We start from the raw sequence: 26781 nt of genomic DNA, 5'->3' as shown, positions 1-26781 counted from the left end.
ATGCGCTTACTGCATCGGGGTGGCCGGAGCCGCCGGCTCGGTGGTCACAGCCGGATCGGCAGGTGCCGATCCATCTTCCGGCGGCATGTCGCATGCAGCGACGGCCAGCATCAGGGGAAGAGCCAGAAGGGCAAGAAACTTACGCATTGGTGGTCTCCTTTATCTTTCGCCAAACAAAATGACCGATGGCGGGAATCGTTCCCATTTTCGTAGGGCTGCGGCGCGATCGGCCAATTTCAACCCAGGAGCGGTACTGTTTTGACGTTCAAACAGTGGTGATCGAGGATGACGAAAATGTGATCATCAGGAAAAACGTGCGCAATCAGAGAATTAGGACAAAAATTTATCTAGAATCGCCGGCCCCGATGCTCCAAAAATGGCGTCGAAAAGGCAGATTTGCCGCCTTTGCCTGACCAACCCGTCCGATCTTCTCGAGAGCGCCGATATGTCCCAACAAATGCAGTCGTCTCGCCCGGTCGGCATTGTCCAACCCGTCTTTTCCGGTGTTCTTGCCTCAGTGGTGGGTTTTGCCAGCTCGTTTGCCATTGTCCTGCAGGGATTTACGGCACTGGGCGCGACTCAGGAGCAGGCGGCCTCCGGTCTTTTCGCGCTGACGTTGAGCATGGGCATCGTCGGCATCGTCCTGAGCGCGATAACCAGGATACCGCTGGCGATCGCCTGGTCGACACCCGGCGCAGCACTCCTGATCGCAACCGGCAGCGTCACCGGAGGATTTTCCGCGGCCGTGGGCGCGTTCATCGTTGCGGCAGGGCTGGTCGTCGTCGCCGGCTGCTGGAAAGGCTTCAGCCGCGCCGTCGCGGCCATACCGATGCCCCTCGCCAGCGCAATGCTGGCCGGCATCCTCTTTAACCTGTGTTTGGCGCCCGTGCGCGCGGTGGCGGAACTGCCCTCGCTTGCATTGCCCATCGTCCTCGTCTGGGCGCTGATGCTCCGTTTCGCGCGCCTTTGGGCAGTTCCGGTCGCCGTGGCCGTTACCGCCGTGATGATCGCCATCTCCACCGATCTGCCGCCCGATCTGTTCGCCAATCCGCTGCCCAATCCCGTCTTCGTCGCGCCCACGCTCAACCTCGACGCGATCGTCGGGATCGCCATCCCGCTGTTCGTGGTGACCATGGCGTCCCAAAACATTCCGGGTTTGGCGGTGCTGCGCTCTAACGGTTATAATCCAGACGTTCGGCCGGTCTTCATCTCGACCGGCATTGTGAGCGGGCTGGGGGCATTCTGGGGCGGTCAGTTGATCAATCTGGCGGCGATCACTGCAGCGCTGTGCGCCGGACCCGATGCGCACCCCGACCCATCCCGACGTTATATCGCCGCAATCGCCGGAGGCTGCGGCTATGTGCTTCTGGCCCTGGGCGCAGGTGTTGCCGCCGCGTTCATTTCCGCCGCCCCACCGCTGCTGATCGAAGCCGTGGCAGGATTGGCCCTGATCGGCGCGCTGGCGACCTCTCTCATGGGAGCCGTCGCCGACGAGGAGTTCCGCATCCCTTCAGTCCTTACCTTCGTCACCGCCGCTTCGGGATTAACCCTGTTCGGCATTGGCGCGGCGTTTTGGGGACTGATCGTCGGAGGCGCCGTTTATCTGCTGCTCAAGCAAAAGGGCGGCCACAAGGACCGCCCCTGAAAATCGGGATCGAGACGAGGCTCAGAAGCGATAGCGCAGCGTGGCGCGAACCTCGTGAACCCAGGTGTCATCGATTCGATATTCGTCCGGCACCTCATTGGTGTTCTCGATTTCGTCGATATAGAGCGCCCGGTAGCCCAAATCGGCGACCAGTGCTCCGAAATCGTACCCGACGCCCGCCATGCCCGCTGCCGCAAGGCTGGTGTTCGAACCCCAGGGCCCATAGCCGACACTGTCTTCGACCCGGGATTCGTTGAAGGCGACACCAACACCTGCGCCCACATAGCCGAACGCACCGCCGGCGGCCGAAAGGCCCAGGTCGGTCAAACCGAAATCATAATAAGCGTTGGCCAAAACGATAGTCGAACGTAGGTCGAGTTCATGGTCTCCATCGGGCAGTTCTGCTGTCATGCCACGGTTGGAGAGGTAATCCACAGTCGCGTCGAAACGCAGACCAGTTCCGGTTTCATAGCCCGCGCCAATACCGGCGCTGTAGCCCCAGCCGTTTTCGATGATCGAGAAACTATCGCCCGTCCCGGTATGGACCGCTTCACGCGCCCAGCTCGTGTTGCCGGCAACGCTGCCGCGCAAGTAGAACGAACCCTGCAGTCCCTCGTCGACGGGCGGGATATAGGGCGGAACAAAGTCCTTGTAGACGGGATAAACCGGATCGGCGGCCAAAGCCGCCGTGGTGAAAAGCACGACTGCCCCAAGGGCAGTCGAACCGAACAGCTTTTTCATGCGCTTTGTCCCCCTGAGCGGATCAAATTTTAGGATTGAGCCGAACTTAGGGGAAGTTTCTTAAAGTGCGATTAACCGTATTTCTTAACGTCGAAGGCGAAATCAGGCCACCTTTCCGATGGCCGTCGCAATCTCGTTAACCACCTGGGACACGAGCTTGGCGTCGTCGCCCTCTCCCATGACACGGATGACGGGCTCGGTGCCCGACTCGCGAATGATCAGCCGCCCGGTCTTGCCTAGCCGCGCCTCGGCATCGGCGATCAACTCGCGGACGGATTTGTCCTCGAGCGGCTTGCCGCGCTGAAAACGCACGTTCTGAAGCAATTGCGGAACCGGGTCGAACCGGTGGCACACTTCAGAGACCGGCTTGCCCTCCTGCTTGACCACGGCAAGAAGCTGCAGGGCGGCGACGAGACCATCGCCCGTGGTGGTGAAATCGGAAAGGATGATGTGGCCGGACTGCTCGCCGCCCACGTTGAACCCCTTGCCGCGCATGGCTTCGAGCACATAACGATCGCCCACCTTGGTGCGCTCGAGCGAAAGCCCCTGCCCTTCGAGATAGCGCTGCAGGCCCAGATTGGACATGACCGTGGCCACGATCCCGCCGCCGGCCAACTGGCCACGCGCGTGCCAGGATGCCCCGATTACCGCCATCAGCTGATCGCCATCGACCTCATTCCCCTTCTCGTCGACGACCAGCACCCGGTCCGCGTCACCATCGAGCGCGATGCCGATATCGGCGCGCAATTCCTTGACCTTTTCGATCAACGCGCCCGGAGCCGTCGAACCATAGCCGTCATTGATGTTGTAGCCATCCGGCGCGACGCCGATCGAGATGACCTCGGCGCCCAATTCCCACAGCACTTCGGGAGCGGTCTTGTAGGCGGCGCCATTGGCGCAGTCGACAACGACCCGCAGGCCGGTGAAGTCGATATCGCGCGGCAGGGTGCGCTTGGCATATTCGACATAGCGCGTCCGCGCTTCTTCCACACGGCGCGCCCGACCGATCGTGGTGCCGCGCGCCAGACGCGGCGAGAGATCGGAATCGATAAGGTTTTCGATCTCGGCTTCGAAACTGTCGGAGAGCTTGTAGCCATCGGGACGGAAGAGTTTGATGCCATTGTCCGCGAAGGGATTGTGCGAGGCCGAGATCATCACCCCGACATCGGCCCGAAGCGAGCGGGTGAGCATGGCGACAGCCGGGGTCGGCATCGGGCCGAGCAACAGGACATCCATGCCCACGGCGGTAAAGCCGGCGGTCAATGCGTTTTCGATCATATAGCCGGAGCGGCGCGTATCCTTGCCGATCACGACGCGGTGCGTGTAATCGCCCCGCTTGAAGGCCAGCCCGGTCGCCATGCCGACCCGCAACGCGAGTTCGGGCGTGAGCTTGGAGCCGTTGGCCAGACCGCGAATGCCGTCGGTACCGAAATATTTACGAGCCATGGAGAATGTTCCGTTTCGTCAGCAGCGAGCCAAATTATACCGGCCGATGTGCAAAAAAAAGGCAAAGGCCGTGTGACAATAGATCCTGCCGTCAGCCGGCGCGCTCAAGAGCCAGGAAACGATAGGTATTTGCCGAGGCGAACACTTCGGGCGAACGATAATCGGCCTTGAGACGGGCGACGATATTCTCGCGTTCCTTGCGGGGCACGAAAAGATTGTACGCGGTCTTTGCGAACCAATAGAGAACCGGCCGCTTGTGGGAGAGGAGAGCCCGCACCTGTTCGACGGTCGGCGCCACAAACCCGCGATAGACGTTCTGGTCGATGGCCATGCTCTGCGCTGCGGCAAGCGTCACATCCTCATTGGCAACGATCCGGAAGCCGGCCTTTTCCACCGCTTCGACGAATTGGGTATATCTATGCCCGCCCCCCGGTTGCCTCTGCCCTTTCTTGTAGCCCTCCGAACGGAAACAGTCGGCGATGATAATCCGGCCATTGGGGGCGAGGATATCCTTGAGCTTCTGGAGGCTGACGTCGAGCTTTACGTATTGGAAGCTCTCGGAAAACAGGCACACATCGTAAGGGCCCTGCCCCTCGAAATCCTCGAACTTGCTCTCATGGACACGGGCGTTGGGACCGAGCTTTTGAGCCGCCACTTCGGCCTGTAGATGGCTCGGGGTGAGCATTTCGACCGTATAGCCCTTGTCGAGCAGGAGCTTGGCCATCTCGCCGGTGCCCCCGCCGATATCGAGCAGCCGGGCCGGGGCCGGCGGGATGAGAGCGAGGAGCTTGTCGACATAACGCTCCTGGGCCATCCGCAGCTGGGGGATATTGGGCTTTTCGCCCGGCTCCCAGAGGCCGTAGTGGAGCCAGGGGCTGTCCGCAAAGGTCTTGGCCACATAGACGTAGAGATCAAGTCCTTCGGTTTTGGTATCGATCTTGGCCACGCTTGGCTCCTCTTTGATGCCCGCGCCTTGGGTAGCGGAGCGGGCATGCCATGACAAGAGGCGCCGATCTGGACCGCCAATGTGGTCAGAATTCGTCCCAATCCGCGCTGATCGCCGTACTGCCACTGGTGATCGCAACGGGCCGGGAACGAAGCACCGATACCGGCGCGGCGGCGCCATCGGCCAGCGTGAAGATCGAAGCGATGCGGTCGAGCTCGCCCGCCTGGCTTTCCGTCTGTTCGATGGCCGCATTGGTCTCTTCGACCAGCGCGGCGTTGTGCTGGGTCATCTCGTCGAGCTGACGCACGGCGGCGTTGACCTCCGCGATCGCCGCCGATTGCTCGGAGGCGGCCCTGGCGATGGCATCGATGGCGCCCGAACTTTCCTCGGCGCCCTTCAAGATATCGAGCAGCCGGCTGGCCGCCTGTTCGACGAGCCGCGAGCCGCCCGCCACTTCGCCGGCGCTGGTTTCGATCAGGCCCTTGATCTCGCCCGATGCATCGGCCGCCGACTGGGCAAGCCGGCGCACTTCGATGGCCACGACTGCGAACCCCTTGCCCGCCTCCCCGGCCCGGGCCGCTTCCACCGATGCGTTGAGCGCCAGAAGATTGGTTTGAAAGGCGATGTCGTCGATCATGCCGATGATCGAGGATATCCGGTCCGACGATGCGGAAATGCGATCCATGGCCGTGTTTGCCTGCTCCATGACCGCCCCGCCCTCGCTGGCGCTTGCTGCGACGGCCCTGGCCTTTTCGGCGGCGATGCGGGCTTCGTTGGCGCTCGACACCACCGAACTCGAAAGCTGTTCCATGGCGGCGGAGGTTTCCTCGATGGTCGCCGCCTGCCGTGTGGTGCGCTCGGAGAGGTCGTTGGTGCCGGTGAGCAATTCGCCCGTCGCCGTCTTGACGGTGCGCGAAGTGGATTTGAGCTGGGCGACGATGGTAACGAGTTGATCGAGCGTCTTATTGTAGGCGAGGCGCAAAGCCTCGTATTGCCCCGTGAAACTCTGGTCGATCCGGCCGCGCAGATCGCCTTCCGAAAGGCGTTCGAGGCTGCGGGTCATCTGGTCGATGATCGCTTCGGCGCGCTTGCGCTCGGTAATGTCGATCGCAAACTTGATGATTTTTACCGGCTTGCCGGCGGGGTCGAGCACCGGATTGTAACTCGCCTGTATCCAGATATCCCTGCCATCCTTGCCCCGGCGGCGGAATTCTCCCGCCACGAATTCTCCCCCACGGAGCCTCTCCCAGAAGGCGGCGTAATCGGCGCTCGCGGCATACGCCGGATCGCAGAACATGGCGTGCCGCCGGCCCGCGATCTCTTCGAGCCCGTAGCCCAGGGTTGAAAGGAAATTCTCATTAGCGGTGATGACGCTGCCTTCGAGGGTGAATTCGATCACGGCCTGGACCCGGCTTATCGCGGCGATCTGGGCGGCGTGATCGGCGGCGCGCAGCTTTCGGGCCGTTATGTCGGTCGCGAATTTGACAATCTTGATGGGCGCACCCGATTTGTCGAGGATTGGGGTGTAGCTGGCCTGTATCCAGAGCGTGCGGCCATTTTTCCCGATCCGTTCAAATTCATCGGCCTGGAAATTTCCCTGTCCGAGGTTTTTCCAGAAAGCGTGGTAAGCCTCGCTCGCCGCGTGCTCAGGAGTGACGAACATACTGTGATGCTGGCCCACGATCTCACCGAGGCCGTAGCCCATGACGGTGAGGAAATTGTCATTGGCCGAGAGGATCGTGCCATCGAGGGCGAATTCGATGACGGCCTGCGAGCGATCGATTGCATCGATTATCGACTGGGCCTGTGCCGCCGTCGCGCCTTTGGAAAATCTTTTGAACATGTTTTGCCCCCCAACGCACGAACCTTGCGCCTTCGCCCACACTTCGTCAGGAACGTTAAAGGCCGGTTTAGAGATGTAATTAGTTTGTTCACCTATGTTAGTCGCACAGGGAAGCGCCCGACGGCGGTGAGCCTCGGGTGATGAGGGTAGACGGCATGGGGCGATGAACGCCTCGTGCTTTGGTAGTTAGTATGAAGCGGTCATCGCCCCATGCATCCGGGATTTTGGGCCTGGTCGTTCTCTCATGCTGGGGCCAATCCCCGCTGGCTTTCGCCAGTACACCCTCGACCGTGCCGTGGGTCGGCGCTGGGAACGTTTCTGCCTCCGCTGACGCGACCGCCAACGGACCCGAACCGATCCCGCCCAAACGTTCGTTGCGCTTGCGTCCATGAGTGCGGGGTCGTGGGCATACTATGGCGTGGGTTTTGGGGACGGGGATAAGTTTTGAAGAGGGCGTTTGGCGCAGGCTCAGCGCACCCCTCATCCGACCGCTTCGCGGCCACCTTCTCCCTCAAGGGGAGAAGGGAGCACTTGGCAAGTGCTGTGCGGTGGTCTCGACGGTGGAGCGAGTGGCGAGGCTGAAACTGGATTCCGGGAATGAATCCCGGAATGACAGGGTGGAGAGGGGCAGCGCTTTGCCTCAAAAACCCAGCGTTGCCCCTCTCCACCGTTGTCACCCCGGGTTTATCCCGGGGGGAGGTATGCGCGCCGGTGTCGGTTCTTTCCCGAAGAGAGGTGAAGTGCGGCAGCGGTGCTTGGCAGATGTTCGAGAAGGAGCCGAGGACGGCGAGCGTACCTTGCCCCGGGATAAACCCGGGGTGACGGCGGTGGGGTGGGCAAGGTTCGGGGGGATGTTTCTGGCGATAGCCCCACACCCCAACCTCGGCGCCCCCTACTCCGCGTCCGTCGCCGGATCGCCGTCGGCGGCGGCGGCCAGTTGGGCGGGGAGGATGTCGAGCAGGTAGCCCAGCGAAAGCGGGGTTTGCCAGCTCATGGCGGCGTAGGCCAGGCCGTCGCCGTCGTCGAGCCATAGGGAGCGGCCCTCCTCGGCAATTTCCAGCGATTGGTAGGTGGGCAAGGCCTCGACGACGCTTTGCACTTCGCTGCCTTCCGCAACCGGCCAGACGACGACATCCATCTCGAGCAGATCGGCGTTTTCCGCGCTGATCGTTATCCTATTGTCCGCCGCGGCCAGCCCCTCGAGCTGGGGCGGGAAGACCAGGCCCAGATCGACGAGGAATTTGCTGGCCAGATCATTGGGACCCCAGGCGGTGAAATTGCCGTCGTCTTCGTAATAGATATTGGTGCCGGTCATGCCCTCGAGTTCGGGATAATCGGCACGCACCTGGGCATAACGGGCATCGAACTCGGCGATGATCGCGTCCGATCGTTCGGTCGTGCCCGAGGTCGCCTGATCGATAACCGCCAGTTCGGCCTGCCAGGGAGCCGCCCAGACATCGTAACCGGCGGGGCTCGCGACCACGGGGGCGATCGCCGAGAGCCGATCGTAATCGTCCTGTTCCAGCCACCAGTAGATGGCGACGATCAGATCGGGGTCCTGCGCCAGCACCCATTCGAAATTGATGCCATCGCCGGACATGATTTCGGGCTCGGCGCCGAGCGCGGCGCGCTCGTCATCGGCCCAGGGCCAGGTCGCATAGGGCTTATCGCCGAACCATTCCTTGACGCCCACCGGAGCCACGCCGAGCGCGTAAAGGAAATCCTGTTCGTGCAGACCCACCGAAACCACGCGTTGAGGCTGGGCCTCGATGGTCGTCGTTCCATAGACGTGATCGACGGTGACCGGAAAATCCTGAGCGGCAATTGGTGCGGCAAAGGCGAGAAAAGCAATGAGCGCGACGCTCGGGCTCTTGAACATCATGGGACCCTCCCCCGAAAACTATCGCCGCTTTTTGCTTTATCCGGACTTCTTTAGTCAAGTTAAATGATGCATCAAAAGAAAAGGGCCGCTCCGGGAGCGGCCCTTTATTTCATGTACCCGGCTGGGGTTCGAGGCCGGCGTCAGGCTCGTCCTGATCGCCGCTGCGCTTCTTGTGCGCCTTGCCCGCCTTGGGAACGCCCGTCGATTTGGGTGTATTGTCGTTGTCGATATCGCGGACCGGCTGCTTGCCGTCCATCAACCCGCGCAATTCGTCGCCGGTCAGCGTCTCGTATTCGAGCAGTGCCTGGGCGAGGGTTTCGAACTGGTCGATGTTGTCGCGGATCATGTTCCGGGCAGCGGTTTCGCCATCCTCGACCAGCTTGCGCACTTCCTCGTCGATCAGCTTGGCCGTCTCGTCGGACATGTGCTGGCTCTGGGTGACCGAATGGCCCAGGAACACTTCCTGGTCGTTCGATTTGTAGCGCACGCGGCCGAGCTTTTCGCTCATGCCCCATTCCATGACCATCGAGCGGGCGAGGTTGGTCGCCATCTGGATGTCGCCCGAAGCGCCCGAGGTGACCTTTTCGGGACCGAATTTGTAGATTTCGGCCTCGCGTCCACCGAACAGCATGGCCAGCCGCGCCACCGCCTTTTCGCGGGAGAACGAATAGCTGTCCTTTTCCGGCAGGGTCATGACCATGCCCAGCGCGCGACCGCGCGGGATGATGGTGGCCTTGTGGATCGGGTCGAGCTTGCCGGCGAGCTTGAGGTTGATCAGCGCGTGACCGGCCTCGTGATAGGCGGTCAGTGCCTTTTCCTCGTCGGTCATCGCCATGGTGCGCCGCTCGGCGCCCATCAGGATCTTGTCCTTGGCGTCCTCGAACTCGGCATGGGTCACGAACCGCTTGTTGCGGCGCGCGGCCAGAAGCGCGGCCTCGTTGACGAGGTTCATGAGGTCGGCACCCGAGAAGCCGGGCGTGCCGCGGGCCAGGACCTTGAGATCGACGTCCGGAGCGAGCGGCACCTTGCGGACGTGAACCTTGAGGATGCGTTCGCGTCCGGCGACGTCCGGATTGGGGACGACGACCTGACGGTCGAAACGGCCCGGACGCAGCAGAGCGGGGTCCAGAACGTCGGGACGGTTGGTCGCCGCGATCAGGATGATGCCCTCATTGGCCTCGAAGCCGTCCATTTCCACCAGGAGCTGGTTGAGGGTCTGCTCGCGCTCGTCATTGCCGCCGCCCAGACCCGCGCCACGCTGGCGGCCCACGGCGTCGATTTCGTCGATGAAGATGATGCACGGGGCATTCTTCTTGGCCTGCTCAAACATGTCGCGGACACGGCTGGCGCCGACACCGACGAACATTTCAACAAAGTCGGAGCCCGAAATGGTAAAGAACGGCACATTGGCTTCGCCGGCCACCGAGCGGGCCAGCAAGGTCTTGCCGGTGCCCGGGGGGCCCACCAGCAGCACGCCGCGCGGAATGCGGCCACCCAAACGCTGGAACTTGCCGGGATCGCGCAGGAATTCGACGATTTCTTCGAGATCCTGCTTGGCTTCCTCGACGCCGGCGACGTCTTCGAAGGTCACCTTGCCCGAGGATTCGGTGAGCATCTTGGCGCGCGACTTGCCGAAACCCATGGCGCCGCCACGTCCACCGCCCTGCATCTGGCGGATGAAGAAGAACCACACGGCGATCAAGACGATGAAGGGCAGCCAGCTTGAGAGCAGGATCGACCAGAAGGGCGAGCCCTCCGGCGCGCGGGCGGTGATCGCCACGCCCTGGTTTTCGAGCCGCTCGACGAGATTGGCGCCTTCGGGGATGGTCACCTCGAAGCGCGTACCTTCATTGGTGCGCCCCTGGACGGTGTTGTCGATGATGGTGACTTCCTGAACGCGGCCATTGTCGACGTCGGAAACGAACTGGCTATAGGTCCGCTCCACCGTCGAAACCGTGCTGGTCGACGATTGGAAGACCTGGAACAGCCCCAAAAGCATGAAGAGGATCACCAGCCAGATGGCCAAGTTGCGGAAATTGCCGTTCATCAATCCTGTCCTGGTCGGGCGAAGGCCCGGGGGTTGGCAGCGGCCTTTGGCTAAAGCCCGCGCGGCACACATGTGCTCAAATTGCTGAGCCCGAATGTAAGGCGGTCATTCAGGCGATACAAGGGCGCCGGGGCTCTCTGGTGGCCGATTGCCGCAGTTTGCATGCCAAGCGGTTAACGGCGGCTGGGCGACCCCCACCCCCGGCTTTAACTTCAACGCGCCAAGCGCCAGAACGATGCCTTGCCGATCTCGAATCAACGGGGCGGCGCGCAGGGCGGCGACGGGCCCGGCCAGCGGCGTGCCGGCGAGCGCTGCGAAACCCTCGCGCGTCATGGCCGTGGCCGGCTCGACAAGGACGGGCACGGCGGGCGTGATTGCAAAACGTCCATCCCACATCTGGGTCCGGCCCGGCGCCAGATCGACCGGCGCGATGCCCGTGCGGCCGGCCTCGCGATAAACGAGCAGGGTGTCGTCCCCCGCTTCCAGCCGCGCGCCGCCAAGGGTGGTGGCAAAGCGCGTTTCCGACGCAATGCGTTCGGCCAGCGCCTCGATGCGCGAGAGCGCATAGGACCGATTGCCCGACGCGGCGGCCATGGCACGGGCCAGCACGCGAATGGCGATTTCGGCATCGGCCTGGGCGAACGCGGAGCGGGACAACCGCAGGCTCCCGAAATCGTCGCGCGTCAGGTGGGCGGAAGCGAAATCGTCGGCGACGCGTTCGGCCAATTGGTCGATACGCTGCAGGCGATGGGCGGTGCGGCTCAATTCGGCTTCGGTGAGGCCCAGCTTGTCCAATGGCCCGAGCGCGTTGCGCCAGCGGGTGCGTTCGTAATTGGGGTCGGCGTTGGAGGGATCGATGGCCGGCGAGAGCTCGGCATCGGCGACGAACGCCACGAGCGTATCGGGAGAAATGTCGAGCAAGGGCCGGAAGACATCGACATCCTCCACCCGCGAGAACCGGCGCATGGCCCCCAGCCCGGAAACCCCGCTGCCATGAGCGAGCCGCATGAGCAGGGTTTCGGCCTGGTCGCGGCGGTGATGGGCCGTGAGCAGCAACCGCACGCCATCGGCGCGCATCGCGGCGCCGATCAACCGATAGCGGGCCGTGCGGGCTGCCTGCTGCTTGCCCGCCCTGGGCTTTTCCCCGCTCCAGGTGAGAAGGCGCGCGACAAGCCCAAGCCTTTCGGCCTCGCGCACCACCATTTCGGCTTCGCCGCGCGCTTCGGGTCTCAGCCCATGATCGAGGGTGTAAACCACGGCCGCCGGCTTTTCGGGATGATCCCAGGCGGCATAGAGCAGCATCAACGCAAGCGAATCGGCCCCGCCGGAGACGGCGAGGCCGATGATTTTTTCGTGAGCGACCGGCGCGAACAGTCGCGCCGGATCCATTCCGCTTAACACCCTGCCCGCGCCTGCTCGGCCGTCACGCGGTCACGGAAGGCCTGGGTGGAGTCTGGGTAACGCCGCAACACCTCGCCATAGGTGCGGCAGGCGGTGTCGAATTCACCCGCCCCATGCAGCGCCACGCCCAGACTGAGCAGCAGGTCGGGCGCCCGGTTCGAGGTGGGATACCGCTCGAAACCTTCGAGCAGCACTTCCGCCGCTTCCCCATAGGCCGCACGCTGGATCAGCGTCTCGCCCAGCCAATAGGTGGCATCGGGAGCCTGGGAATTGTCCGGGAAGCTCTCGACGAACTGGCGGAACTGGTTTTCGGCAAAGGCATACTCGCCCCGCACCACGGCCTCGTAACCGGCCTGATACTGGGCGTTGGCATCGCCATCATTGAGCGGCGCCGTGTCCGGATCGAAAGTCAAATCGAGCGGCTGGGAGGGCGGAGTAGCGCCGAGCTGGCCTTCAGGCGGCCCGAGAATGACGCCGTCAGGTCCCTGAGTCTGGCCTTGCTCCTGTCCCTGTCCCTGTCCCTGTCCTTCCCCCTGTGGGCCAAAGACATCGCGGGCATAGAGATTGTCGTCGCTGCCCATTTCGGTTCCGTCCATCAGGTCGGAATCGCCGACCAGCGGATCGATCACCGTGGGAACGCCTTGATTGGTTTGCGACTGGGTATCCTGGGGCGCCGTTTCCTGCGGTAACCGATCGGCAGGCATCTCGCCGCCGGAGGGGGTTACCGCATCAGTTTCCCCCAGGCCACCGCCCTCCAGCTGCTGGAAGCGGAATTCATTGTCTTCCTGCTGACGCTCGAGGAGGCTCTGGAGCTGGGTGAGCTGGAACTGAAGGCCTTCGATCTGGCCCGAATTGATGCGCGCCTGCTCTTCGAGCTGGCTGAGCCGCACCTGCAGGCTGGCAAGGTCGTTTCCCTGCCCCTGCCCGGCAACGGTCATGGTGAAGGTAAGCAGTCCGGCTGTCGCGGCGACGGCGGCACCCTGCCGCAATCGCTTCGCCGGCGCACTGAAAAGTCCTAACACGGCAAATTCTCCTTTTGCGCCCCGTCTTCTACGGGCAACGCGATCGATCCTTTAAGGATGCGCGATTAAAGCAGATTTTTGGCAAAAAAGAAGCGCCGGGACCATATACGCGGTCCCGACGCTATGCCTCCAGATCGGGCGGTATTGGATGGTCAGTTTGTCAGCACTGTGACCGAGCGGCGGTTCTGGTTCCAGCACGAGATATCGTTGCAGATCGCCACCGGACGTTCCTTGCCGTAGGAAACTGTGGAGAGCCGGTTTTGCGGAATGCCGCGGCTGACGAGATAGTTGACCACCGCCGTGGCGCGGCGGGCGCCGAGCGCGATGTTGTATTCGCGCGTGCCGCGCTCGTCGGCATGGCCTTCGATGACGATGCGATACTGCGGATATTGCTGCAGCCACTGGGCCTGCTTGTCGAGAGTGGCCTGGGCGTCTGCGGTCAGGACCGAGGAATCGGTTTCAAAAAACACGCGATCGCCGACCGACACCAGGAATTCCTGCTGGCTGCCCGGGGCGCCGCCGCCTCCAACGCCGCCCGCACCACCCGGTCCCATATTGCCCACGCCGGTGGTCGGCGTGCGGGCACAGGCTGCGACAGCAACAAGCAAGACCGCGATGAGGAGGCCTTTGCCAAAGCGAAGAAGGGGCATGGTCGAACCCATAGCGAAACGCTCCAGAAACGGAAAAATTGTGGTTACCGGTTTTACAGCGCGTTATCTTAATCGCGCGTGTCCGATCATGGTTAATCTTGTGCTAATCGGGCGCAAATGCGGCGCGCGACCGGCAAAACGGCGTCCCGCATCGGGACGCAAAGCAAGTGTTGCAAAGTTGCAAGCCAACCAAGAGCACTCGCCGCTGAAGCCCCCTCCCCTTGAGGGAGAGAGCAGCAACGTCAGTGCGTTACGACAGCAACGGACCCCAGGCCGGGTCCGACGCAAAGCCTTCGGTGGGGATGCGCCGTTCGTTGCGGCCCCAGATGTCGATGGAATAGAGTTGCGCGCCGTCATTGCCGCCCGGATCGCGGAAATACATCAGGACGCGTCCGTTCGGCGCCCAGGTGGGGCCTTCGGCGTGATAGGATGAGGCCAGGATGCGCTCGCCCGAACCATCGGGGTTCATGACGCCGATGGAGAACTGGCCACCCGACTGGCGGGTGAAGGCGATGAGATCACCTTTGGGTGACCAGACCGGCGTCGAATAGGACCCATCCCCATAGGAGATGCGCTCCGCGCCGCCGCCGCCCGCGCCCATGACATAAACCTGCGGACGCCCGCCCCGGTCGGATTCGAAGGTGAGACGCTGGCCGTCGGGCGAATAGGATGGGGACGTGTCGATGGCAGATCCCGTCGAAAGCTGCTGCGGCTGGCCGCCTGCCAGATCGATCCCGTAGATATTGGTGACCGCGCCATTGGTGACCGAAAAGACCAGCCGCCGCCCGTCGGGCGAAAAGCGCGGCGCAAAGCTCATCTGCCCGAACCGGCCCAGCGACTGGGTCTGGCCCGTCGCCAGGTTGAGGATGTAGATGCCCGAGGAATTGGGCCCGTCCAGCACCATATAGGCGACGAGCTGGCCATCGGGCGAAAGGCGCGGGGTCAATACCTGCTGGGCGCCATCCGAAAGATAGCGGATATTGGCGCCATCCTGATCCATGATGGCAAGGCGCCGGACGCGGTTGGCGCGCGGGCCGCTTTCGGCGACGAAGACGGCGCGGGAATCGAAATATCCCGTCTCACCGGTCAGCCCGGTATAGATGGCGTCGGACGCCATATGGGCGATGCGGCGCCAGGAATTGGCGTCCGCGCCGTAGGATTTGCCGGTGACCTGCGCGCCCGCCGTGGTGTCCCACAGGCGCAGGCTCGATTGCAACTGGCCGGGGTTGTTGACGTCGGCCATGACCACGGCATCGGCCCCGGTCGTGCGCCAGGCGGCGAAATCGGGCGTCGCGTTGGGGTCGCCGGTCGCCTGCGGATAGCCGGCGGGGTCCACGAGGCGGAACAGGCCCGAGCCGGTCAGATTGTTGCGCACCACCTGGGCGACTTCGGCGCCGAAATTGGGATCGCCGGAATTGAAATTGGGCACCGCGATAGGGAACGGCGTGAAATTGCCGCCGGTGACCGTAATCTGCAGCTGCGCGAGCGCCGGGCCGGCGGCAAGCATGGCGGCTCCCGACAATCCCATTTTGAGCGCCGCGCGGCGGTTGATTAGAGTGTTCTGCACGTCAGTCTCCATGTTGCACGGCCTTATCGGCCGTCGCCTTCGATCCGGACACCAACCGGAGAGGCCAATTACTGGTTGCGCCGATTACCGTCAAAACTTGGCTGAATATCGGTAAGCGGTAAGTTTTCGATCCATTATGGCAAATTGGCCACGCTTGCACCTCACGGAAGCGTTTGCGTTAAATCTTGAGGTGACTTTGCCGGTTTGGGACATAGTTTCCATCCGTTCAGAGATCACGCGGATCGAAAGTGACATCGACCTGCCGCCAGCTCTCGTACTTCTCGGCCGGAAGGGTATAGGGGCCGCACTGCTGCACCGCGCGCTGGGCCGCGAGCGCCGTCGAGCGCGTGAGGTCGTCGGTCATCGCCGAGAGGATTTCGGGGGCACCGGCAACCGAACCGTCCTGATTGAAGCTCACCATCAGCCGCACTGTCAGCCCCGGCGTGCTGGTCGCCGCCATGGGCGGGTTCCAGCACCGGCGCATGGCGGCGGCAAGCGCCGCCTGCTCGGACTGGGTGAGCGTGGCCGACGTGCCGGAGGGCGCGCCAAGGCTCTGCTGCCCGCCCTGCCCGGTTGTCGTGCCGCGCGAGGTATCCTCGTTGATGAGGTCCGCGATGCGGTCAGCAAGGTCGTCGGACAGCGGATCGGTGGGCTGGTCGGCCGGTGTCGTCGGCTGCTCGGCCTCTTGGCTCTCCGCCTCTTGCTGGGCGCGCTGCTGCTGGGCGAACTGCTCGCGCAATTCATCGACGCTCGCGGTGACGCGGGGCGGCACCGGCGCGGCCGGCTGGGGCTCGGGTTCGGGCTCAGGCGCCGGTTCGGGCTCGGGCGTGGGCTCAGGCTCCGGTGTCGGTTCTGGCTCAGGCTCGGGTTCAGGCGTCGGCTCCGGTGTGGGAGCAGGCTCGGGCTCCGGCTCAGGGGCCGGAGCGGGCTCGGGTTCGGGCGCCGGTTCAGGCTCGGGAGTCGGCTCCGGCCGGGGCGTGGGCTGGGGGGGCGGCGTCGGCTCGGGCTGCGGCTCGGGTTCTGGTTCCGGGGCCGGCTCGGGTTCGGGTTCAGGCTCGGGCGCGGCTTCCGGTTCGGGCGCTGGGGCCGTTTCGATAGTGGGAGCCGGCGATTCGTCGGGAGTGATCTCGGGCGTCGGCTGGTCTTCCTGCGTATTGCCCGTACGCTCGGCGAGTTCGGCTTCCTGCTCGGTTTCGACGGCCGAGGGCGTTTCGGTGTCCACCACTTCGCTCTGGAGCGTGCCCACGCGAATATTGGAGAATTCATCGACCGGAACCAGATCGACCGTGATGGCGCGGTCCATGTCGGGGTTCAGGCGCTCGACACTCGACAATGAGACGAGGGTCAGCGCCAGAACCGCGACATGGCCGACGACCGATACGGTGGTCCCGATCCGCATAGGCTATTGTCCCGAATTTTCGGCGGGCGCCTGTTCGGTGATCAGCCCGATCCGCGAATAACCCGCCGACGAAAGCCTGCCCATGACCTGCATCACGGCGCCATAATTGACCGAAGTGTCGCCGCGCACATAGATGCGGTCCTCGGTGCTCTGGGCCAAAGCCTCGACTGCCGCGACCAGGCCGCCGGCCTCGACGGGGTCCTCGCCAACATAGATCGCCCCATCGGGGGTAACCGAAACGGTGATCGGCTCGCGCGTGGATTCCAGTTCGCCCGCCGCGGTCTGCGGCAGATCGATGGCAACCCCCGCCGTCATCATCGGGGCGGCAACCATGAAGACGATCAGCAGCACCAGCACCACGTCCACGAACGGGGTGACGTTGATCTCGCTCATCATGCGATTGCGCTGGCCGCGACGGCGGCGTCCGCCGCCTCCGCCTCCTGCAACACCCATGCCCATTATTTGCGGCTCCGCGCTTCGAGCTGGCGGCCCAGAATGGCCGAGAATTCATCGGCGAACCCTTCGAGCCGGCCGATGAGCTTGTTGGCGTCGCCCGAAAGCTTGTTGTAGGCAATAACTGCCGGAATGGCCGCGACAAGGCCGATGGCGGTGGCAAACAGCGCCTCGGCGATGGGGCCGGCGACCACGCCCAGGCTGGCGCTTTGCGAGGCCGCGATCGAGGAAAACGCGTTCATGATGCCCCAGACGGTGCCGAACAGCCCGATAAACGGCGCGGCAGAACCGACGGTGGCGAGAAACGACAGGCGCCTTTCGAGCGTTTCGCTTTCGCGCGAGATCGCCACGTCGAGCACTTTTTCGAGCCGGGCCTGGACGCCCACATAGCTCGAGGCGTTCTGCTCATGGCTGCGCTTCCACTCCTTCATGGCGGCGACGAACACCGAAGCCAGACCCGTGGTGGGGCGCTGGGAAAGCGTCTGGTAGAGCTCTTCGAGGGACTGGCCGGACCAGAAGGTGCGCTCGAACTGGTTCATGTCGCGGCGCAGCCGGGTGAACAGCATCGCCTTGTCGATGATGATGGCCCAGCACCAGATCGACGCGGCCAACAGCCCCAGCATCACGAGCTTGACGACGATGTCGGCCATAAGGAACAGGCCAAGCGGCGAAAAATCCGTATGCGCGGCCGCGCTGCCCACTGCGTCCATTGCTTCCATATCAGTCTTTCCTCGGAAATGGTCCTTGCCGATGGGTGCCCCGCCGCCAGCAATGACCCGAGCGTTGGCGGTCAAATTTGTCAAAAGTGAGAGACAAATGCCGACATCGGGGTCGCTGCGACAACGCGGTGCCGCTTGCCCCATTTATGGTCAAGAAAAGGTTAAGAACCGCTCAACACGGTGCCATGAGGCCCTTGAGCCGGTCCGGCAGGCGGACTGGTCGGCCCCCGGCGTTGAGCAGCACGGCGGTGACGCCGGCCCGGCAGATCACCTCGCCATCGCGCAGCAGCGTTTGCCCCAGAACAAGGCGCGCTCCGCCGGTTTCGGCCACTCGGGTCTCGACCTCGAGCAGATCGTCGATATGGGCCGGGCGATCATAGGAAATGGTCATCTCGCGCACCGCGAAGGCGAGGCCGTCCGCGATCAATTCGGAGTGATGTATGCCGTGGGCGCGCAGGAATTCGGTCCGCGCCCGCTCGAAGAATTTCAGATAGGCGGCGTGATAGACGTTGGTGGAAAAATCGGTGTCCTCGAAATAAACCCGCACCGGGAAGCGATGGACGCCATCCGGGCCGATTTCGCCACCGAAAACGGTCATGGCGCGCGCTCGTCATGGGTGATGTGAACCGGTTCCTCGCTCGTTCTCCCGAGGCGAGGGCGCAGTTTGGCCGGCTGGAATTCGATCTCGGTAAGAATGGCGTCTTCCGCTTTCACCCATTTGAATTCGAGCCGGGCATCGCCGTCTGCACATTCGTGACAAATGCCGCCATCGTCGCGGAACGGAAAGCTCTCGGGCAAGATCACGGCGTAATAGAAGCCGAGTTCATGGAAATTGGTATCGTTATAGCTGAAGAAGTTTTCCATGACGAAGCGCAGCGGGCCGATATCGGCGATGACGCCCAGTTCCTCTTCTATCTCGCGCGCCAGGGCCACCGCGCTCTGTTCCCCGATCTCGACACGCCCGCCGGGCAGCGACCAATGGGTGTCCCATTGCGCGCGGTGAACGAGAACATGGCCATGACGCAACGCGATGCCCGCCGCGCGAAAATTGAACCGGCCACCGCCCAGATCGATGCTGATCATCTGCCGGGCGAAGGTCATTGGCCGCTGTCCTCTTCGAAAAGGCTTGCCTGAAGGCCCACAAAACCCTGGGGCACTGCATAGCCCATGTGCTGGAAGGACAGCGCCGTCATCATGCGTCCGCGCGGCGTGCGCTGGATGAACCCCTGCTGGATCAGATAGGGCTCGACGATCTCCTCGATGGCGTCGCGCGGTTCGGAAAGCGCCGCCGAGATGGTTTCGATGCCCACCGGCCCGCCGCCGTAGAACTCGGCGATGGTCTTGAGATAGCGCCGGTCGAGCTGGTCGAGCCCCCTGGCATCGACATCGAGGCGCAAAAGCGCCCGGTCCGCGACCTTGCGGTCGATTTCCGACGCGCCTTCGACCAGCGCGAAATCGGTAACGCGGCGCAGAAGCCGCCCGGCGATACGGGGCGTTCCGCGCGAGCGGCGGGCCACTTCCATGGCCCCGTCGGGCGTCATCGCCATGCCCATCAGCCGCGAGCCGCGCTCGACGATTTTGACCAGCTCCTCGGGCGTATAGAAGTTGAGCCGCACCGGAATACCGAAGCGGTCGCGCAACGGAGTGGTCAGCAGTCCCGCGCGGGTCGTGGCGCCGACGAGCGTGAACTTGGCCAGATCGATCCGCACCGACCGGGCCGCAGGCCCCTCGCCGATGATGAGGTCGAGCTGGAAATCCTCCATCGCCGGATAGAGGATTTCTTCCACCGCCGGGTTGAGACGGTGGATTTCGTCGATGAACAGCACGTCGCGCTCTTCGAGATTGGTGAGCAGCGCGGCCAGATCGCCAGCCTTGGCGATCACCGGACCCGATGTTGCCCGAAACCCGACGCCGAGTTCACGCGAAATGATCTGCGCCAGCGTCGTCTTGCCCAGGCCCGGAGGGCCGACGAACAGCACATGATCGAGCGCCGCCTTGCGCTGCCGCGCGGCCTCGATGAACACCTGCAGATTGGCGCGCGCCGCCTCCTGCCCGATGAACTCGGAAAAACCCGAGGGGCGAAGCGATACGTCGAGGCTGTCGTCGCGCCCGGAAGCGGCGTCGGTGAGGTCGGTCATTGTGCCTTGCTATTGCTCGAGGCCCGCGATTGCAACGCCCCACTCACGAACTCAATTCCCGTAGCCCCAGCCTGATAAGCTTTTCGGTCGCCGTGTCCTCGCCCTCTTTCGCCACCACGCGCGCCACGGCGCCCGATGCCTGGGCCTGGGCGTAGCCGAGATTGACGAGGGCGGAGACGGCGTCGGAAACATTGCTGCCGGCGACGCCCTCTCCCAACGCGGTTTGCAGGCCGATGACGCCGGCGTCCACCGCGCCGAGCGCAGGCACCTTGCCCTTGAGTTCGGAGACGATGCGCTGGGCGAGCTTGGGACCCACGCCGGGGGCACGGCCGACCATCGCCTTGTCCTGCAGCGCGATAGCCGAGGACAGATCCGAGGGCGAGAGCGTGGAGAGGATGCCAAGCGCGACGCGCGAACCCACTCCCTGCACGGTCATCAGCAGCTTGAACCAGAGCTTTTCGGTTTCGGTCGCAAAGCCATAGAGCCGGATCATATCCTCGCGAACGATCATCTCGATGAACAGCGCCGCCGCCTCGCCCACGCGCGGCAGCGCCTGTAGCGTGCGGCCGGAGCAATGGGCCTCGTAGCAGACGCCGTTGACGTCGATGAGCGCGATGTCGTCGCCGATGGTCTCGACGATCCCCTTGAGCTTTCCGATCATGCGCTCTTGGCCAGCTTGCGGTGTTGCCGGTGGTGGGCATGACAGATGGCGATGGCCAGCGCATCGGCGGCGTCGGCCGATTTGAAATTGGCGGCCGGCATCAGCGTCTTGACCATCAACTCGATCTGCTTTTTTTCCGCGTGTCCGGTGCCCACGACCGACTTCTTGACCAGATTGGCCGAATATTCGCCTACCGGCAGACCCATCGAGGCCGGCGTCATCACCGCGATGCCGCGCGCCTGACCGAGCAGCAGGGTGGACCGCGCCCCGGCGTTGACGAAGGTTTCCTCCACCGCAGCTTCGGTGGGGTGATGTTCGGCGATCAGCCGCATCAACCCTTCATGAAGATGGACCAACCGCAGCGCCAATTCCTCATCGACGGCCGGGGTGAGCACGCCACAGGCTATGAACCGAAGCCGATTGCCCTCGGCCTCTATGATTCCCCACCCGGTCCGCCGAAGCCCCGGATCGATCCCCATGATTCGCACCACTTCCAACATGCTCCCAGTCTAGGCCAACGGATATGACCCTACAAAGAACAAAGTGAACAAAGCGAAAACATTCCTGTTGATACTTCCTGTGGATTCCGCGCGATAGGCGGCATTTGCGCGATGGCCGCAAGATTGTGTTCACCCCTTAAGTCCTAGTGTCCGCCCCGGACGCGGAAATTTTCAGGACAGCATGGATGAAGCGGGAATTCAGACTGCCACGGCAGGCCTGGGCGAAAATCGCAATACGGACCACCAAATATACGGTGTTTGCCGTCATCATCTCCGCCATCGTCTCCTCCGCGCTGCTCGAAATCTTTTCCCAGGGGATAAACGAGGTCGGGCTGATCGCGGCCGTCGTGGCGCCGATCATCCTGGGCGGGCCGATGGTATTCGGCATGACGATGCGCCAGTTCCAGTTGCAGATGGCCTATGAACGGCTGGAGGCCGCGGCGGCGCGCGACAGCCTCACCAATTGCTTCAATCACGGTGCTTTCGTCGAAGCGGCGACCGCCGCGCTCACGGATGAGGCCAATCCCGGCGGGACGTTGCTGGTGATCGATGCCGATCACTTCAAATCCATCAACGATCGCTTCGGCCATGCTAGCGGCGATACAGCGCTCAAGCTGATCGTCACCGCCATCGCCGCCTCGGTCGAGCCGCAAGATATCATCGGACGGCTGGGCGGAGAGGAATTCGGCGTATTGCTGCACGGGTCCGATATCGAGCCGGCCCGAAGCACCGCCGAGGCGATCCGTCAGGCCGTCCGGAAAATCGAATTCACCGCCGACGACCAAAGCTGCACGCTCTCGGTCAGTATCGGGGGAGCGATTGCCCAAAGTGCCGTCGATTTCGGCGGCCTGTTCCGGCTGGCCGACGAGCGGCTTTATAAGGTCAAGCAAACCGGGCGCAACGGGATCGATATCGTGGCGATGCCCACAGGACCGTCGGTGGGAGCCGGCAGACTCTATCGCGAACCCAAGATCAAGCTCAGGGCATGAAAAAGGCGGCTCCAAGAGCCGCCTTTCGAAAGGATCGAACGATCCATGCAAGCCGATCGCGAAATCAGGCCGAGAGCTTGGCCAGGTCTTCGTCGCTCATCTCGAAATTGGCATAGACGTTCTGGACGTCGTCATCGTCGTCGAGATTGTCGATCATCCGCATCAGGCTCGCGCCTTTGTCGGCATCGACCGGGGTGGAATTCTGCGGCTTGAAAATCGCCTTGACGCTTTCGGCTTCACCGAGCGCGGCTTCGAGGGCTGAGGAAACTTCCCCGATATCCTCGAAAGCGCAGTAGATCGTGTGGCCTTCCTCGTCGGACTGAACGTCCTCGGCGCCCGCTTCGATGGCTGCTTCCATCACCTTGTCGGCATCGCCGACCTTGGCGGGATAGTAGATTTCCCCGACGCGATCGAACATGAACGCCACCGACCCGGTTTCGCCCAGGGCGCCGCCGGCTTTCGAGAAGATGGCACGCACATTGGATGCCGTGCGGTTGCGGTTGTCGGTGAGCGCTTCGACGATCACCGCCACGCCGCCCGGGCCATAGCCCTCGTAGCGGACTTCCTCGTAATTGTCCCCTTCGCCGCCCTGCGCCTTCTTGATGGCGCGCTCGATATTGTCCTTGGGCATGGACTGGGCCTTGGCGTTGTTGATGGCCAGGCGCAGGCGCGGGTTCATGGCAGGATCGGGCAGTCCTGCTTTGGCAGCGACGGTGATTTCGCGCGCCAGCTTGGAGAAGATTTTCGACCGCACCGCGTCCTGGCGGCCCTTGCGGTGCATGATATTCTTGAACTGTGAATGGCCGGCCATAGGCTGACAGTTCCCTCACTGATCGGTTTGGAATGGGCGGCTTATAGTCTTCCGCATGACGAAAATAAAGACGGGGATGGAAAAAGCGGCGCCTTATTCCGCCTACCCCTGATCGTTCCTGTCCCAGATGGATTTGTCGATGGCCCCGCCCAGTTCGGGATAATCGGCGGCATGGAACACGGGCTCGCCCCCTTTCTCGCGCTGGCTGGTGTAGTCGCGGGTCAGTTTGACCACGGTGCCCGACAAGAGGACGATGGCGATGAGATTGACGGTCGCCATAAGGCCCATGGCCGCATCGGCTGCGTTGAACACCGTCTGCACACTCTCATAGGCACCCCAGACCACGATGGCGAGCATCAGCAGGCGCAGTGCGAGAAGACCGCCGCGGCCGCCCAACCCGATGAACACCATGGCGCTCTCCGCATAGGCATAATTGCCGATGATCGATGTAAAGGCGAAAAACAGGATGGCGATCGCCACGAAATAGGTACCCAGCCCGCCGATATGCTCGGTCATCGCCGCCTGGGTGAGCTGGGTTCCGGTGAGCCCGCTTTCGGGAACCAGCGCGCCCGAAAGCAGGATCAGCAGCGCGGTTGCCGTGCAGATCACCAGCGTATCGATGAAGACGCCCAGGGCCTGGACGAAGCCCTGCGAGGACGGATGATGCGGATCGGGCGTGGCGGCGGCCGCGATATTGGGGGCCGACCCCATGCCCGCCTCGTTGGAAAACAATCCTCGGCGCACGCCCTGCATCAGAGCCCCAAGAATGCCGCCGGCTGCCGCGTCGAGCCCGAACGCCCCCGAAAATATCCGCGCGAAAACGCCGGGAACTTCGGACAAATTGGTGACCACCACGAAGATCGCGACCAGAAGATAGATCGCCGCCATGAACGGGACGATCACCTGCGCAACGTTGGCGATCTGCGCAATGCCACCGAAAACCACGATGCCCGCCACCACCGCCAGGGCCACGCCGACCCAGACCTTGGGCAGGCCGAACGCCACTTCCATGGAATCGGCTATGGAATTGGCCTGCACGGCATTGAAGACCAGCCCGAAGGCAAGGATCAGGCAGACCGAAAAGATCGCGCCGGCCCAGGGCGCCTTCAGCCCCCGAGCTATGTAAAAGGCTGGGCCGCCCCGATAATGACCTTCGCCGTCACGGATTTTATAGAGCTGGGCGAGCGTGCTTTCCGAATAGGCGGTCGCCATGCCCACGAGCGCGACCATCCACATCCAGAAAATCGCGCCGGGACCGCCCAGATAAAGGGCCACGGCCACCCCGGCGATGTTGCCGGTGCCCACGCGGGAGGCAAGACTGGTGCACAAGGCCTGGAAAGGGGTGATGCCGGCCCGGTCGGTGGATTTCGACCTCAGCACCGTCCTGAACATTTCGGGGAAACGGCGGAACTGGAGAAAGCCGAGCCGAACCGTGAAATAGAGGCCCACGGCAAGCAGCCCGTAAATCAGAACATAATCCCACAAGATACCGTTGATGAAATCGATGACCGTATCCATCATCCCCACCCTTTCGCTGCGCCTCACCGCGTCGAAGTTCAGGGAACAGTGTTTGGCCCCTGCGCGCGAAACGCAAGGCGGTTCAGGAAAATTGTGGGAAAGCCTGGGAGAGCGAACCGCCGATGCGGATGGGGTGGACCGAGGTGCAAAGCCCGGTTTTCGGGTCGGTTTCGATGGCTACGCCCGATAGCGTCGCCTCACCCTCGGCGGGGGTGAAGCGCGAGGAGACGAGGCCAGTCACGAACCGGTTGAGCGGTTCGTCGGGCTCCATGCCGATCACGCTGTCATAATCCCCGCACATGCCCGCATCGCCCATCAGCGCGGTGCCGCCGCGCAGAATCCGGTGATCGGAGGTGGGGATGTGGGTGTGCGTGCCGACCACCAGTGAAACGCGGCCATCGAAATAATGGCCGACCGCCTGGGTTTCCGAGGTGGCCTCGGCGTGGAAATCGACAACGATCGCGTCGGCCTGCTCGCCTAACGGACAGGCGGCGATGGCGGCGTCGAGCGCGCGGAAAGGATCGTCCATGGGCGGCATGAACACCCGGCCCAGCGCGTTGACGACAAGCACCTGATGGCCCTTGCGGCCTGTGACCAGCGCCGCGCCGCGCCCCGGCGCGCCGGGCGGATAATTGATCGGGCGGACCAATGTGTCGTGCCGCTCGATGGCGGTGAGCAGTTCGCGCTGGTCGAAGGCATGATCGCCAAGGGTGACCACATCGGCGCCCGCGTCGCGCAGCAACTCGAAATGGGCTTCGGTAAGGCCGCGCCCATGGCTGGCGTTTTCGCCATTTACGATAACGAAATCAAAGCCGTATTGTTCGATCAGGCCGGGCAGCCGTTCGGAAACGGCGTCGCGTCCGGCCCGGCCCATCACGTCTCCCAGAAACAGAAGTCTCATGCGCCTCCGAAGCGGCGAAGGCCGGTTTCGGTGACAAGGAGATCGAGCGGCAGATCGTGCGACTGACGGGGAATGAAATCGAGTTCCTGATCGGCGAAAGCATAGCCCACCAGCAGCGGCTTGGTGCCAATCGCCGCGAGTGTGCGGTCGTAATAGCCCCTGCCATAGCCCAGCCGGGTGCCGGTTTTATCGAAGCCCAGCAAGGGGATGACGACGATATCGGGTTCGGCCAGGGGTGAGGTTTCGGCCGGAGCCAGGGTGCCGAAGCCGGAGGGATAAAGCGGCTGGCCTTCCTCCCATAAACGCAGCTCGAGCGGCAGGTCCTCGCCCAGAACCACTGGCAGGGCAACGGGTTGGCCGGAATCGACAAGCTTGGTCAGAAGCGGTTTGCAATCGATCTCGTCGCGGATCGGCCAGTAGAGGGCAACCACCTGCCCGGCATGGAGCGGCACGCCTTCGAGAAAGTGTTGCGCGGCGAAACGGGCGGCATCGGCGCGGTCGGCCTGGGGGACCGCCTGGCGGCGGGCGAGCGCCTCGGTGCGAAGCTGGGCCTTCTGCTCTTCGAGATGGGCTTCGCTATCGATCAAGCCGTTCACTTCCTTGCCAAAATTCTTGTGCCGCCCTGGCCGTGGGATGTGTCGATCCCGGGAACCTACTCACGTAGGTGGGCGCCGTGTGTCCGAGCCCACGGGCCCGGTCAGGGACAGCTCCCTTAAGGATCGATAAGGCCCCGGGGATGCAGTATCCTACACGCGCCGGGCAGCAAGGGTTCATATAGGCCCAATTGCCGTGGCGGCAAAGGGGCCGTCGACGCATTTCTTCGCGATCCCGCCCGCAAAATCGGTCCGCCCCCGGCACAACCGGCATATATGGCCTCCCTTACGCAAATATCGCCCCCCGCCTTGACAGGACCGGCCCGGTTCGGGACATGTTTTGCCCATGAGCACCCTTCCGCCAGGTCATCCGTTCGTTCGTTTCACGCTCACGGCAGAGGATTACGCGAACGCGTTGCGCCTGCACATGCGGCGCTATTGGGTGACGCGGTGGGGGCCCAAGCTGTTCATGCTCGTGGTCTTCGTGGGCGCCATACTGGCGATGGTTCTGACCGGGTTCGACGAACTTTGGACCAGCATGGCGATCGGCGGGATGATCGGCGCCGTCATCTTGCCGCTGCTGGCCTATTTCGTCTTTTTGCCGCGCCAGGCGCGCAAGGTCTATGCGCAGCAAAAGACCCTGCATCAACCGGTGGAAGCATCGTGGGACGAGGCCGGCTATACGGCCTCCACCGAGACGGTGACGAGTGTCGTCGTCTGGACCGATTATTACGGCTGGAGCCTGGATGACAGGATGGTGCTGTTCATGCAGTCCCAGGTGCTGTTCCAGATGCTGCCGCGCCAGGCGCTGACCGACGCGCAATTGGCCGATCTCATCGAGGCGGTCGAGCGCTCGGGGCTCAGGCGGATCTAGATTTACGGCTTTCGCTTGGACTTCCGGCAAGCGCT

The 26781-nt window shown here is 63.2% G+C and carries 27 protein-coding genes and 1 other RNA gene; 4 read left to right on the top strand and 24 right to left on the bottom strand.

Annotation, left to right across the window (positions count from 1 at the left end; genetic code table 11):
* Positions 1–6 precede the first annotated feature (6 nt).
* Complete coding sequence (locus V4T21_RS02395; protein ID WP_332712496.1) at positions 7–147, bottom strand: hypothetical protein; 141 nt, start codon at positions 145–147, stop codon at positions 7–9.
* 298 nt (positions 148–445) lie between these two features.
* Here V4T21_RS02395 and V4T21_RS02390 point away from each other — a divergent pair, with 298 nt between their 5' ends.
* Entirely contained in the window at positions 446–1645 is a 1200-nt protein-coding gene (locus V4T21_RS02390) for a benzoate/H(+) symporter BenE family transporter (RefSeq protein ID WP_332712494.1), read from the top strand.
* Between the two features lie 21 nt (positions 1646–1666).
* Here the strand turns inward: V4T21_RS02390 and V4T21_RS02385 are convergent, their stop codons facing one another.
* From V4T21_RS02385 to tolA, 11 genes are all read right to left on the bottom strand, one after another.
* Complete coding sequence (locus tag V4T21_RS02385; RefSeq protein WP_332712492.1) at positions 1667–2386, bottom strand: outer membrane protein; 720 nt, start codon at positions 2384–2386, stop codon at positions 1667–1669.
* Between the two features lie 102 nt (positions 2387–2488).
* A complete protein-coding gene (gene glmM / locus V4T21_RS02380) occupies positions 2489–3832 on the bottom strand; it encodes a phosphoglucosamine mutase (RefSeq protein ID WP_332712490.1) in 1344 nt (447 codons plus the stop codon).
* A gap of 91 nt (positions 3833–3923) precedes the next feature.
* A complete protein-coding gene (locus V4T21_RS02375; protein ID WP_332712487.1) occupies positions 3924–4778 on the bottom strand; it encodes a class I SAM-dependent methyltransferase in 855 nt (284 codons plus the stop codon).
* A gap of 85 nt (positions 4779–4863) precedes the next feature.
* Positions 4864–6621 (bottom strand): methyl-accepting chemotaxis protein, encoded by a 1758-nt coding sequence (locus V4T21_RS02370; protein WP_332712484.1) that lies wholly within the window; start codon positions 6619–6621, stop codon positions 4864–4866.
* An 892-nt stretch (positions 6622–7513) separates the two neighbouring features.
* Positions 7514–8503, bottom strand: a complete 990-nt coding sequence (locus V4T21_RS02365) for an ABC transporter substrate-binding protein (RefSeq protein WP_332712481.1) — start codon at positions 8501–8503, stop codon at positions 7514–7516.
* Positions 8504–8612: 109 nt separating this feature from the next.
* Positions 8613–10550, bottom strand: coding sequence for an ATP-dependent zinc metalloprotease FtsH (gene ftsH, locus V4T21_RS02360; RefSeq protein ID WP_332712478.1), 1938 nt, complete (start codon positions 10548–10550; stop codon positions 8613–8615).
* A 105-nt stretch (positions 10551–10655) separates the two neighbouring features.
* Complete coding sequence (tilS, locus tag V4T21_RS02355; RefSeq protein ID WP_332712475.1) at positions 10656–11939, bottom strand: tRNA lysidine(34) synthetase TilS; 1284 nt, start codon at positions 11937–11939, stop codon at positions 10656–10658.
* A 5-nt stretch (positions 11940–11944) separates the two neighbouring features.
* The gene (ybgF, locus tag V4T21_RS02350) at positions 11945–12973 is read right to left on the bottom strand and encodes a tol-pal system protein YbgF (protein WP_332712472.1); all 1029 of its coding nucleotides are present in this window, start codon (positions 12971–12973) and stop codon (positions 11945–11947) included.
* Between the two features lie 152 nt (positions 12974–13125).
* Positions 13126–13623: a peptidoglycan-associated lipoprotein Pal gene (pal, locus tag V4T21_RS02345; RefSeq protein ID WP_332712469.1), complete on the bottom strand. Its 498-nt coding sequence runs from the start codon at positions 13621–13623 to the stop codon at positions 13126–13128.
* 250 nt (positions 13624–13873) lie between these two features.
* Entirely contained in the window at positions 13874–15202 is a 1329-nt protein-coding gene (gene tolB, locus V4T21_RS02340) for a Tol-Pal system beta propeller repeat protein TolB (protein ID WP_440589608.1), read from the bottom strand.
* A 214-nt stretch (positions 15203–15416) separates the two neighbouring features.
* Positions 15417–15806, bottom strand: a complete 390-nt coding sequence (tolA, locus tag V4T21_RS19255; protein WP_502256351.1) for a cell envelope integrity protein TolA — start codon at positions 15804–15806, stop codon at positions 15417–15419.
* On the opposite strand from tolA, the gene V4T21_RS19250 reads away from it, so the two are divergent.
* Positions 15793–16650 (top strand): hypothetical protein, encoded by an 858-nt coding sequence (locus tag V4T21_RS19250; protein ID WP_502256349.1) that lies wholly within the window; start codon positions 15793–15795, stop codon positions 16648–16650. The two genes, tolA and V4T21_RS19250, sit on opposite strands and share 14 nt — an antisense overlap.
* Here the strand turns inward: V4T21_RS19250 and tolR are convergent.
* The 7 genes from tolR to ruvC all read right to left on the bottom strand — a co-directional run bounded on the left by tolR (position 16593) and on the right by ruvC (position 21060).
* A complete protein-coding gene (gene tolR, locus V4T21_RS02330; protein WP_332712460.1) occupies positions 16593–17048 on the bottom strand; it encodes a protein TolR in 456 nt (151 codons plus the stop codon). The two genes, V4T21_RS19250 and tolR, sit on opposite strands and share 58 nt — an antisense overlap.
* On the bottom strand, positions 17048–17752 hold the full coding sequence (gene tolQ / locus V4T21_RS02325; protein WP_332712714.1) for a protein TolQ: 705 nt from the start codon (positions 17750–17752) through the stop codon (positions 17048–17050). The genes tolR and tolQ overlap by 1 nt, the downstream gene beginning before the upstream one ends.
* Before the next feature lie 181 nt (positions 17753–17933).
* Entirely contained in the window at positions 17934–18359 is a 426-nt protein-coding gene (ybgC, locus tag V4T21_RS02320; protein WP_332712457.1) for a tol-pal system-associated acyl-CoA thioesterase, read from the bottom strand.
* Positions 18356–18862 (bottom strand): NUDIX hydrolase, encoded by a 507-nt coding sequence (locus V4T21_RS02315; RefSeq protein WP_332712454.1) that lies wholly within the window; start codon positions 18860–18862, stop codon positions 18356–18358. The genes ybgC and V4T21_RS02315 overlap by 4 nt, the downstream gene beginning before the upstream one ends.
* On the bottom strand, positions 18859–19899 hold the full coding sequence (ruvB, locus tag V4T21_RS02310; RefSeq protein WP_332712451.1) for a Holliday junction branch migration DNA helicase RuvB: 1041 nt from the start codon (positions 19897–19899) through the stop codon (positions 18859–18861). The genes V4T21_RS02315 and ruvB overlap by 4 nt, the downstream gene beginning before the upstream one ends.
* A 43-nt stretch (positions 19900–19942) precedes the next feature.
* Entirely contained in the window at positions 19943–20560 is a 618-nt protein-coding gene (gene ruvA, locus V4T21_RS02305) for a Holliday junction branch migration protein RuvA (protein ID WP_332712448.1), read from the bottom strand.
* A complete protein-coding gene (ruvC, locus tag V4T21_RS02300; RefSeq protein WP_332712445.1) occupies positions 20557–21060 on the bottom strand; it encodes a crossover junction endodeoxyribonuclease RuvC in 504 nt (167 codons plus the stop codon). The genes ruvA and ruvC overlap by 4 nt, the downstream gene beginning before the upstream one ends.
* Positions 21061–21245: 185 nt before the next feature.
* Between ruvC and V4T21_RS02295 the strand changes: the two genes are divergently transcribed.
* Positions 21246–22049, top strand: coding sequence for a GGDEF domain-containing protein (locus V4T21_RS02295; protein ID WP_332712442.1), 804 nt, complete (start codon positions 21246–21248; stop codon positions 22047–22049).
* Positions 22050–22113: 64 nt separating this feature from the next.
* On the opposite strand, the gene V4T21_RS02290 is transcribed toward V4T21_RS02295, so the two are convergent.
* The 5 genes from V4T21_RS02290 to ssrS form a co-directional block, all read right to left on the bottom strand.
* Complete coding sequence (locus V4T21_RS02290; RefSeq protein WP_332712440.1) at positions 22114–22860, bottom strand: YebC/PmpR family DNA-binding transcriptional regulator; 747 nt, start codon at positions 22858–22860, stop codon at positions 22114–22116.
* A 102-nt stretch (positions 22861–22962) separates the two neighbouring features.
* Positions 22963–24378, bottom strand: a complete 1416-nt coding sequence (locus V4T21_RS02285) for an alanine/glycine:cation symporter family protein (protein WP_332712712.1) — start codon at positions 24376–24378, stop codon at positions 22963–22965.
* A gap of 82 nt (positions 24379–24460) precedes the next feature.
* Entirely contained in the window at positions 24461–25279 is an 819-nt protein-coding gene (locus tag V4T21_RS02280) for a TIGR00282 family metallophosphoesterase (RefSeq protein ID WP_332712437.1), read from the bottom strand.
* Complete coding sequence (locus V4T21_RS02275; RefSeq protein WP_332712434.1) at positions 25276–25866, bottom strand: 5-formyltetrahydrofolate cyclo-ligase; 591 nt, start codon at positions 25864–25866, stop codon at positions 25276–25278. Before V4T21_RS02275 ends, V4T21_RS02280 begins: the two co-directional genes overlap by 4 nt.
* A 23-nt stretch (positions 25867–25889) precedes the next feature.
* A non-coding RNA gene (gene ssrS, locus V4T21_RS02270) (6S RNA) lies at positions 25890–26048 on the bottom strand.
* Positions 26049–26218: 170 nt separating this feature from the next.
* On the opposite strand from ssrS, the gene V4T21_RS02265 reads away from it, so the two are divergent.
* Positions 26219–26746, top strand: coding sequence for a YcxB family protein (locus tag V4T21_RS02265; protein WP_332712431.1), 528 nt, complete (start codon positions 26219–26221; stop codon positions 26744–26746).
* Positions 26747–26781: the final 35 nt, after the last annotated feature.

The organism is Pelagibacterium mangrovi (genome assembly GCF_036662815.1).
Taxonomy (GTDB): domain Bacteria; phylum Pseudomonadota; class Alphaproteobacteria; order Rhizobiales; family Devosiaceae; genus Pelagibacterium; species Pelagibacterium mangrovi.
This window is presented reverse-complemented; position numbering and strand designations above follow the sequence as displayed.

Coding starts and splice junctions, on each gene's coding strand:
- V4T21_RS02395 (WP_332712496.1), bottom strand. CDS start 147: ATGCGTAAGTTTCTTGCCCTTCTGGCTCTTCCCCTGATGCTGGCCGTC.
- V4T21_RS02390 (WP_332712494.1), top strand. CDS start 446: ATGTCCCAACAAATGCAGTCGTCTCGCCCGGTCGGCATTGTCCAACCC.
- V4T21_RS02385 (WP_332712492.1), bottom strand. CDS start 2,386: ATGAAAAAGCTGTTCGGTTCGACTGCCCTTGGGGCAGTCGTGCTTTTC.
- glmM (WP_332712490.1), bottom strand. CDS start 3,832: ATGGCTCGTAAATATTTCGGTACCGACGGCATTCGCGGTCTGGCCAAC.
- V4T21_RS02370 (WP_332712484.1), bottom strand. CDS start 6,621: ATGTTCAAAAGATTTTCCAAAGGCGCGACGGCGGCACAGGCCCAGTCG.
- V4T21_RS02365 (WP_332712481.1), bottom strand. CDS start 8,503: ATGATGTTCAAGAGCCCGAGCGTCGCGCTCATTGCTTTTCTCGCCTTT.
- ftsH (WP_332712478.1), bottom strand. CDS start 10,550: ATGAACGGCAATTTCCGCAACTTGGCCATCTGGCTGGTGATCCTCTTC.
- tilS (WP_332712475.1), bottom strand. CDS start 11,939: ATGGATCCGGCGCGACTGTTCGCGCCGGTCGCTCACGAAAAAATCATC.
- pal (WP_332712469.1), bottom strand. CDS start 13,623: ATGCCCCTTCTTCGCTTTGGCAAAGGCCTCCTCATCGCGGTCTTGCTT.
- tolB (WP_440589608.1), bottom strand. CDS start 15,202: ATGGAGACTGACGTGCAGAACACTCTAATCAACCGCCGCGCGGCGCTC.
- V4T21_RS19250 (WP_502256349.1), top strand. CDS start 15,793: ATGAGGTCCGCGATGCGGTCAGCAAGGTCGTCGGACAGCGGATCGGTG.
- tolR (WP_332712460.1), bottom strand. CDS start 17,048: ATGGGCATGGGTGTTGCAGGAGGCGGAGGCGGCGGACGCCGCCGTCGC.
- tolQ (WP_332712714.1), bottom strand. CDS start 17,752: ATGGACGCAGTGGGCAGCGCGGCCGCGCATACGGATTTTTCGCCGCTT.
- ybgC (WP_332712457.1), bottom strand. CDS start 18,359: ATGACCGTTTTCGGTGGCGAAATCGGCCCGGATGGCGTCCATCGCTTC.
- V4T21_RS02315 (WP_332712454.1), bottom strand. CDS start 18,862: ATGACCTTCGCCCGGCAGATGATCAGCATCGATCTGGGCGGTGGCCGG.
- ruvB (WP_332712451.1), bottom strand. CDS start 19,899: ATGACCGACCTCACCGACGCCGCTTCCGGGCGCGACGACAGCCTCGAC.
- ruvA (WP_332712448.1), bottom strand. CDS start 20,560: ATGATCGGAAAGCTCAAGGGGATCGTCGAGACCATCGGCGACGACATC.
- ruvC (WP_332712445.1), bottom strand. CDS start 21,060: ATGTTGGAAGTGGTGCGAATCATGGGGATCGATCCGGGGCTTCGGCGG.
- V4T21_RS02295 (WP_332712442.1), top strand. CDS start 21,246: ATGAAGCGGGAATTCAGACTGCCACGGCAGGCCTGGGCGAAAATCGCA.
- V4T21_RS02290 (WP_332712440.1), bottom strand. CDS start 22,860: ATGGCCGGCCATTCACAGTTCAAGAATATCATGCACCGCAAGGGCCGC.
- V4T21_RS02285 (WP_332712712.1), bottom strand. CDS start 24,378: ATGGATACGGTCATCGATTTCATCAACGGTATCTTGTGGGATTATGTT.
- V4T21_RS02280 (WP_332712437.1), bottom strand. CDS start 25,279: ATGAGACTTCTGTTTCTGGGAGACGTGATGGGCCGGGCCGGACGCGAC.
- V4T21_RS02265 (WP_332712431.1), top strand. CDS start 26,219: ATGAGCACCCTTCCGCCAGGTCATCCGTTCGTTCGTTTCACGCTCACG.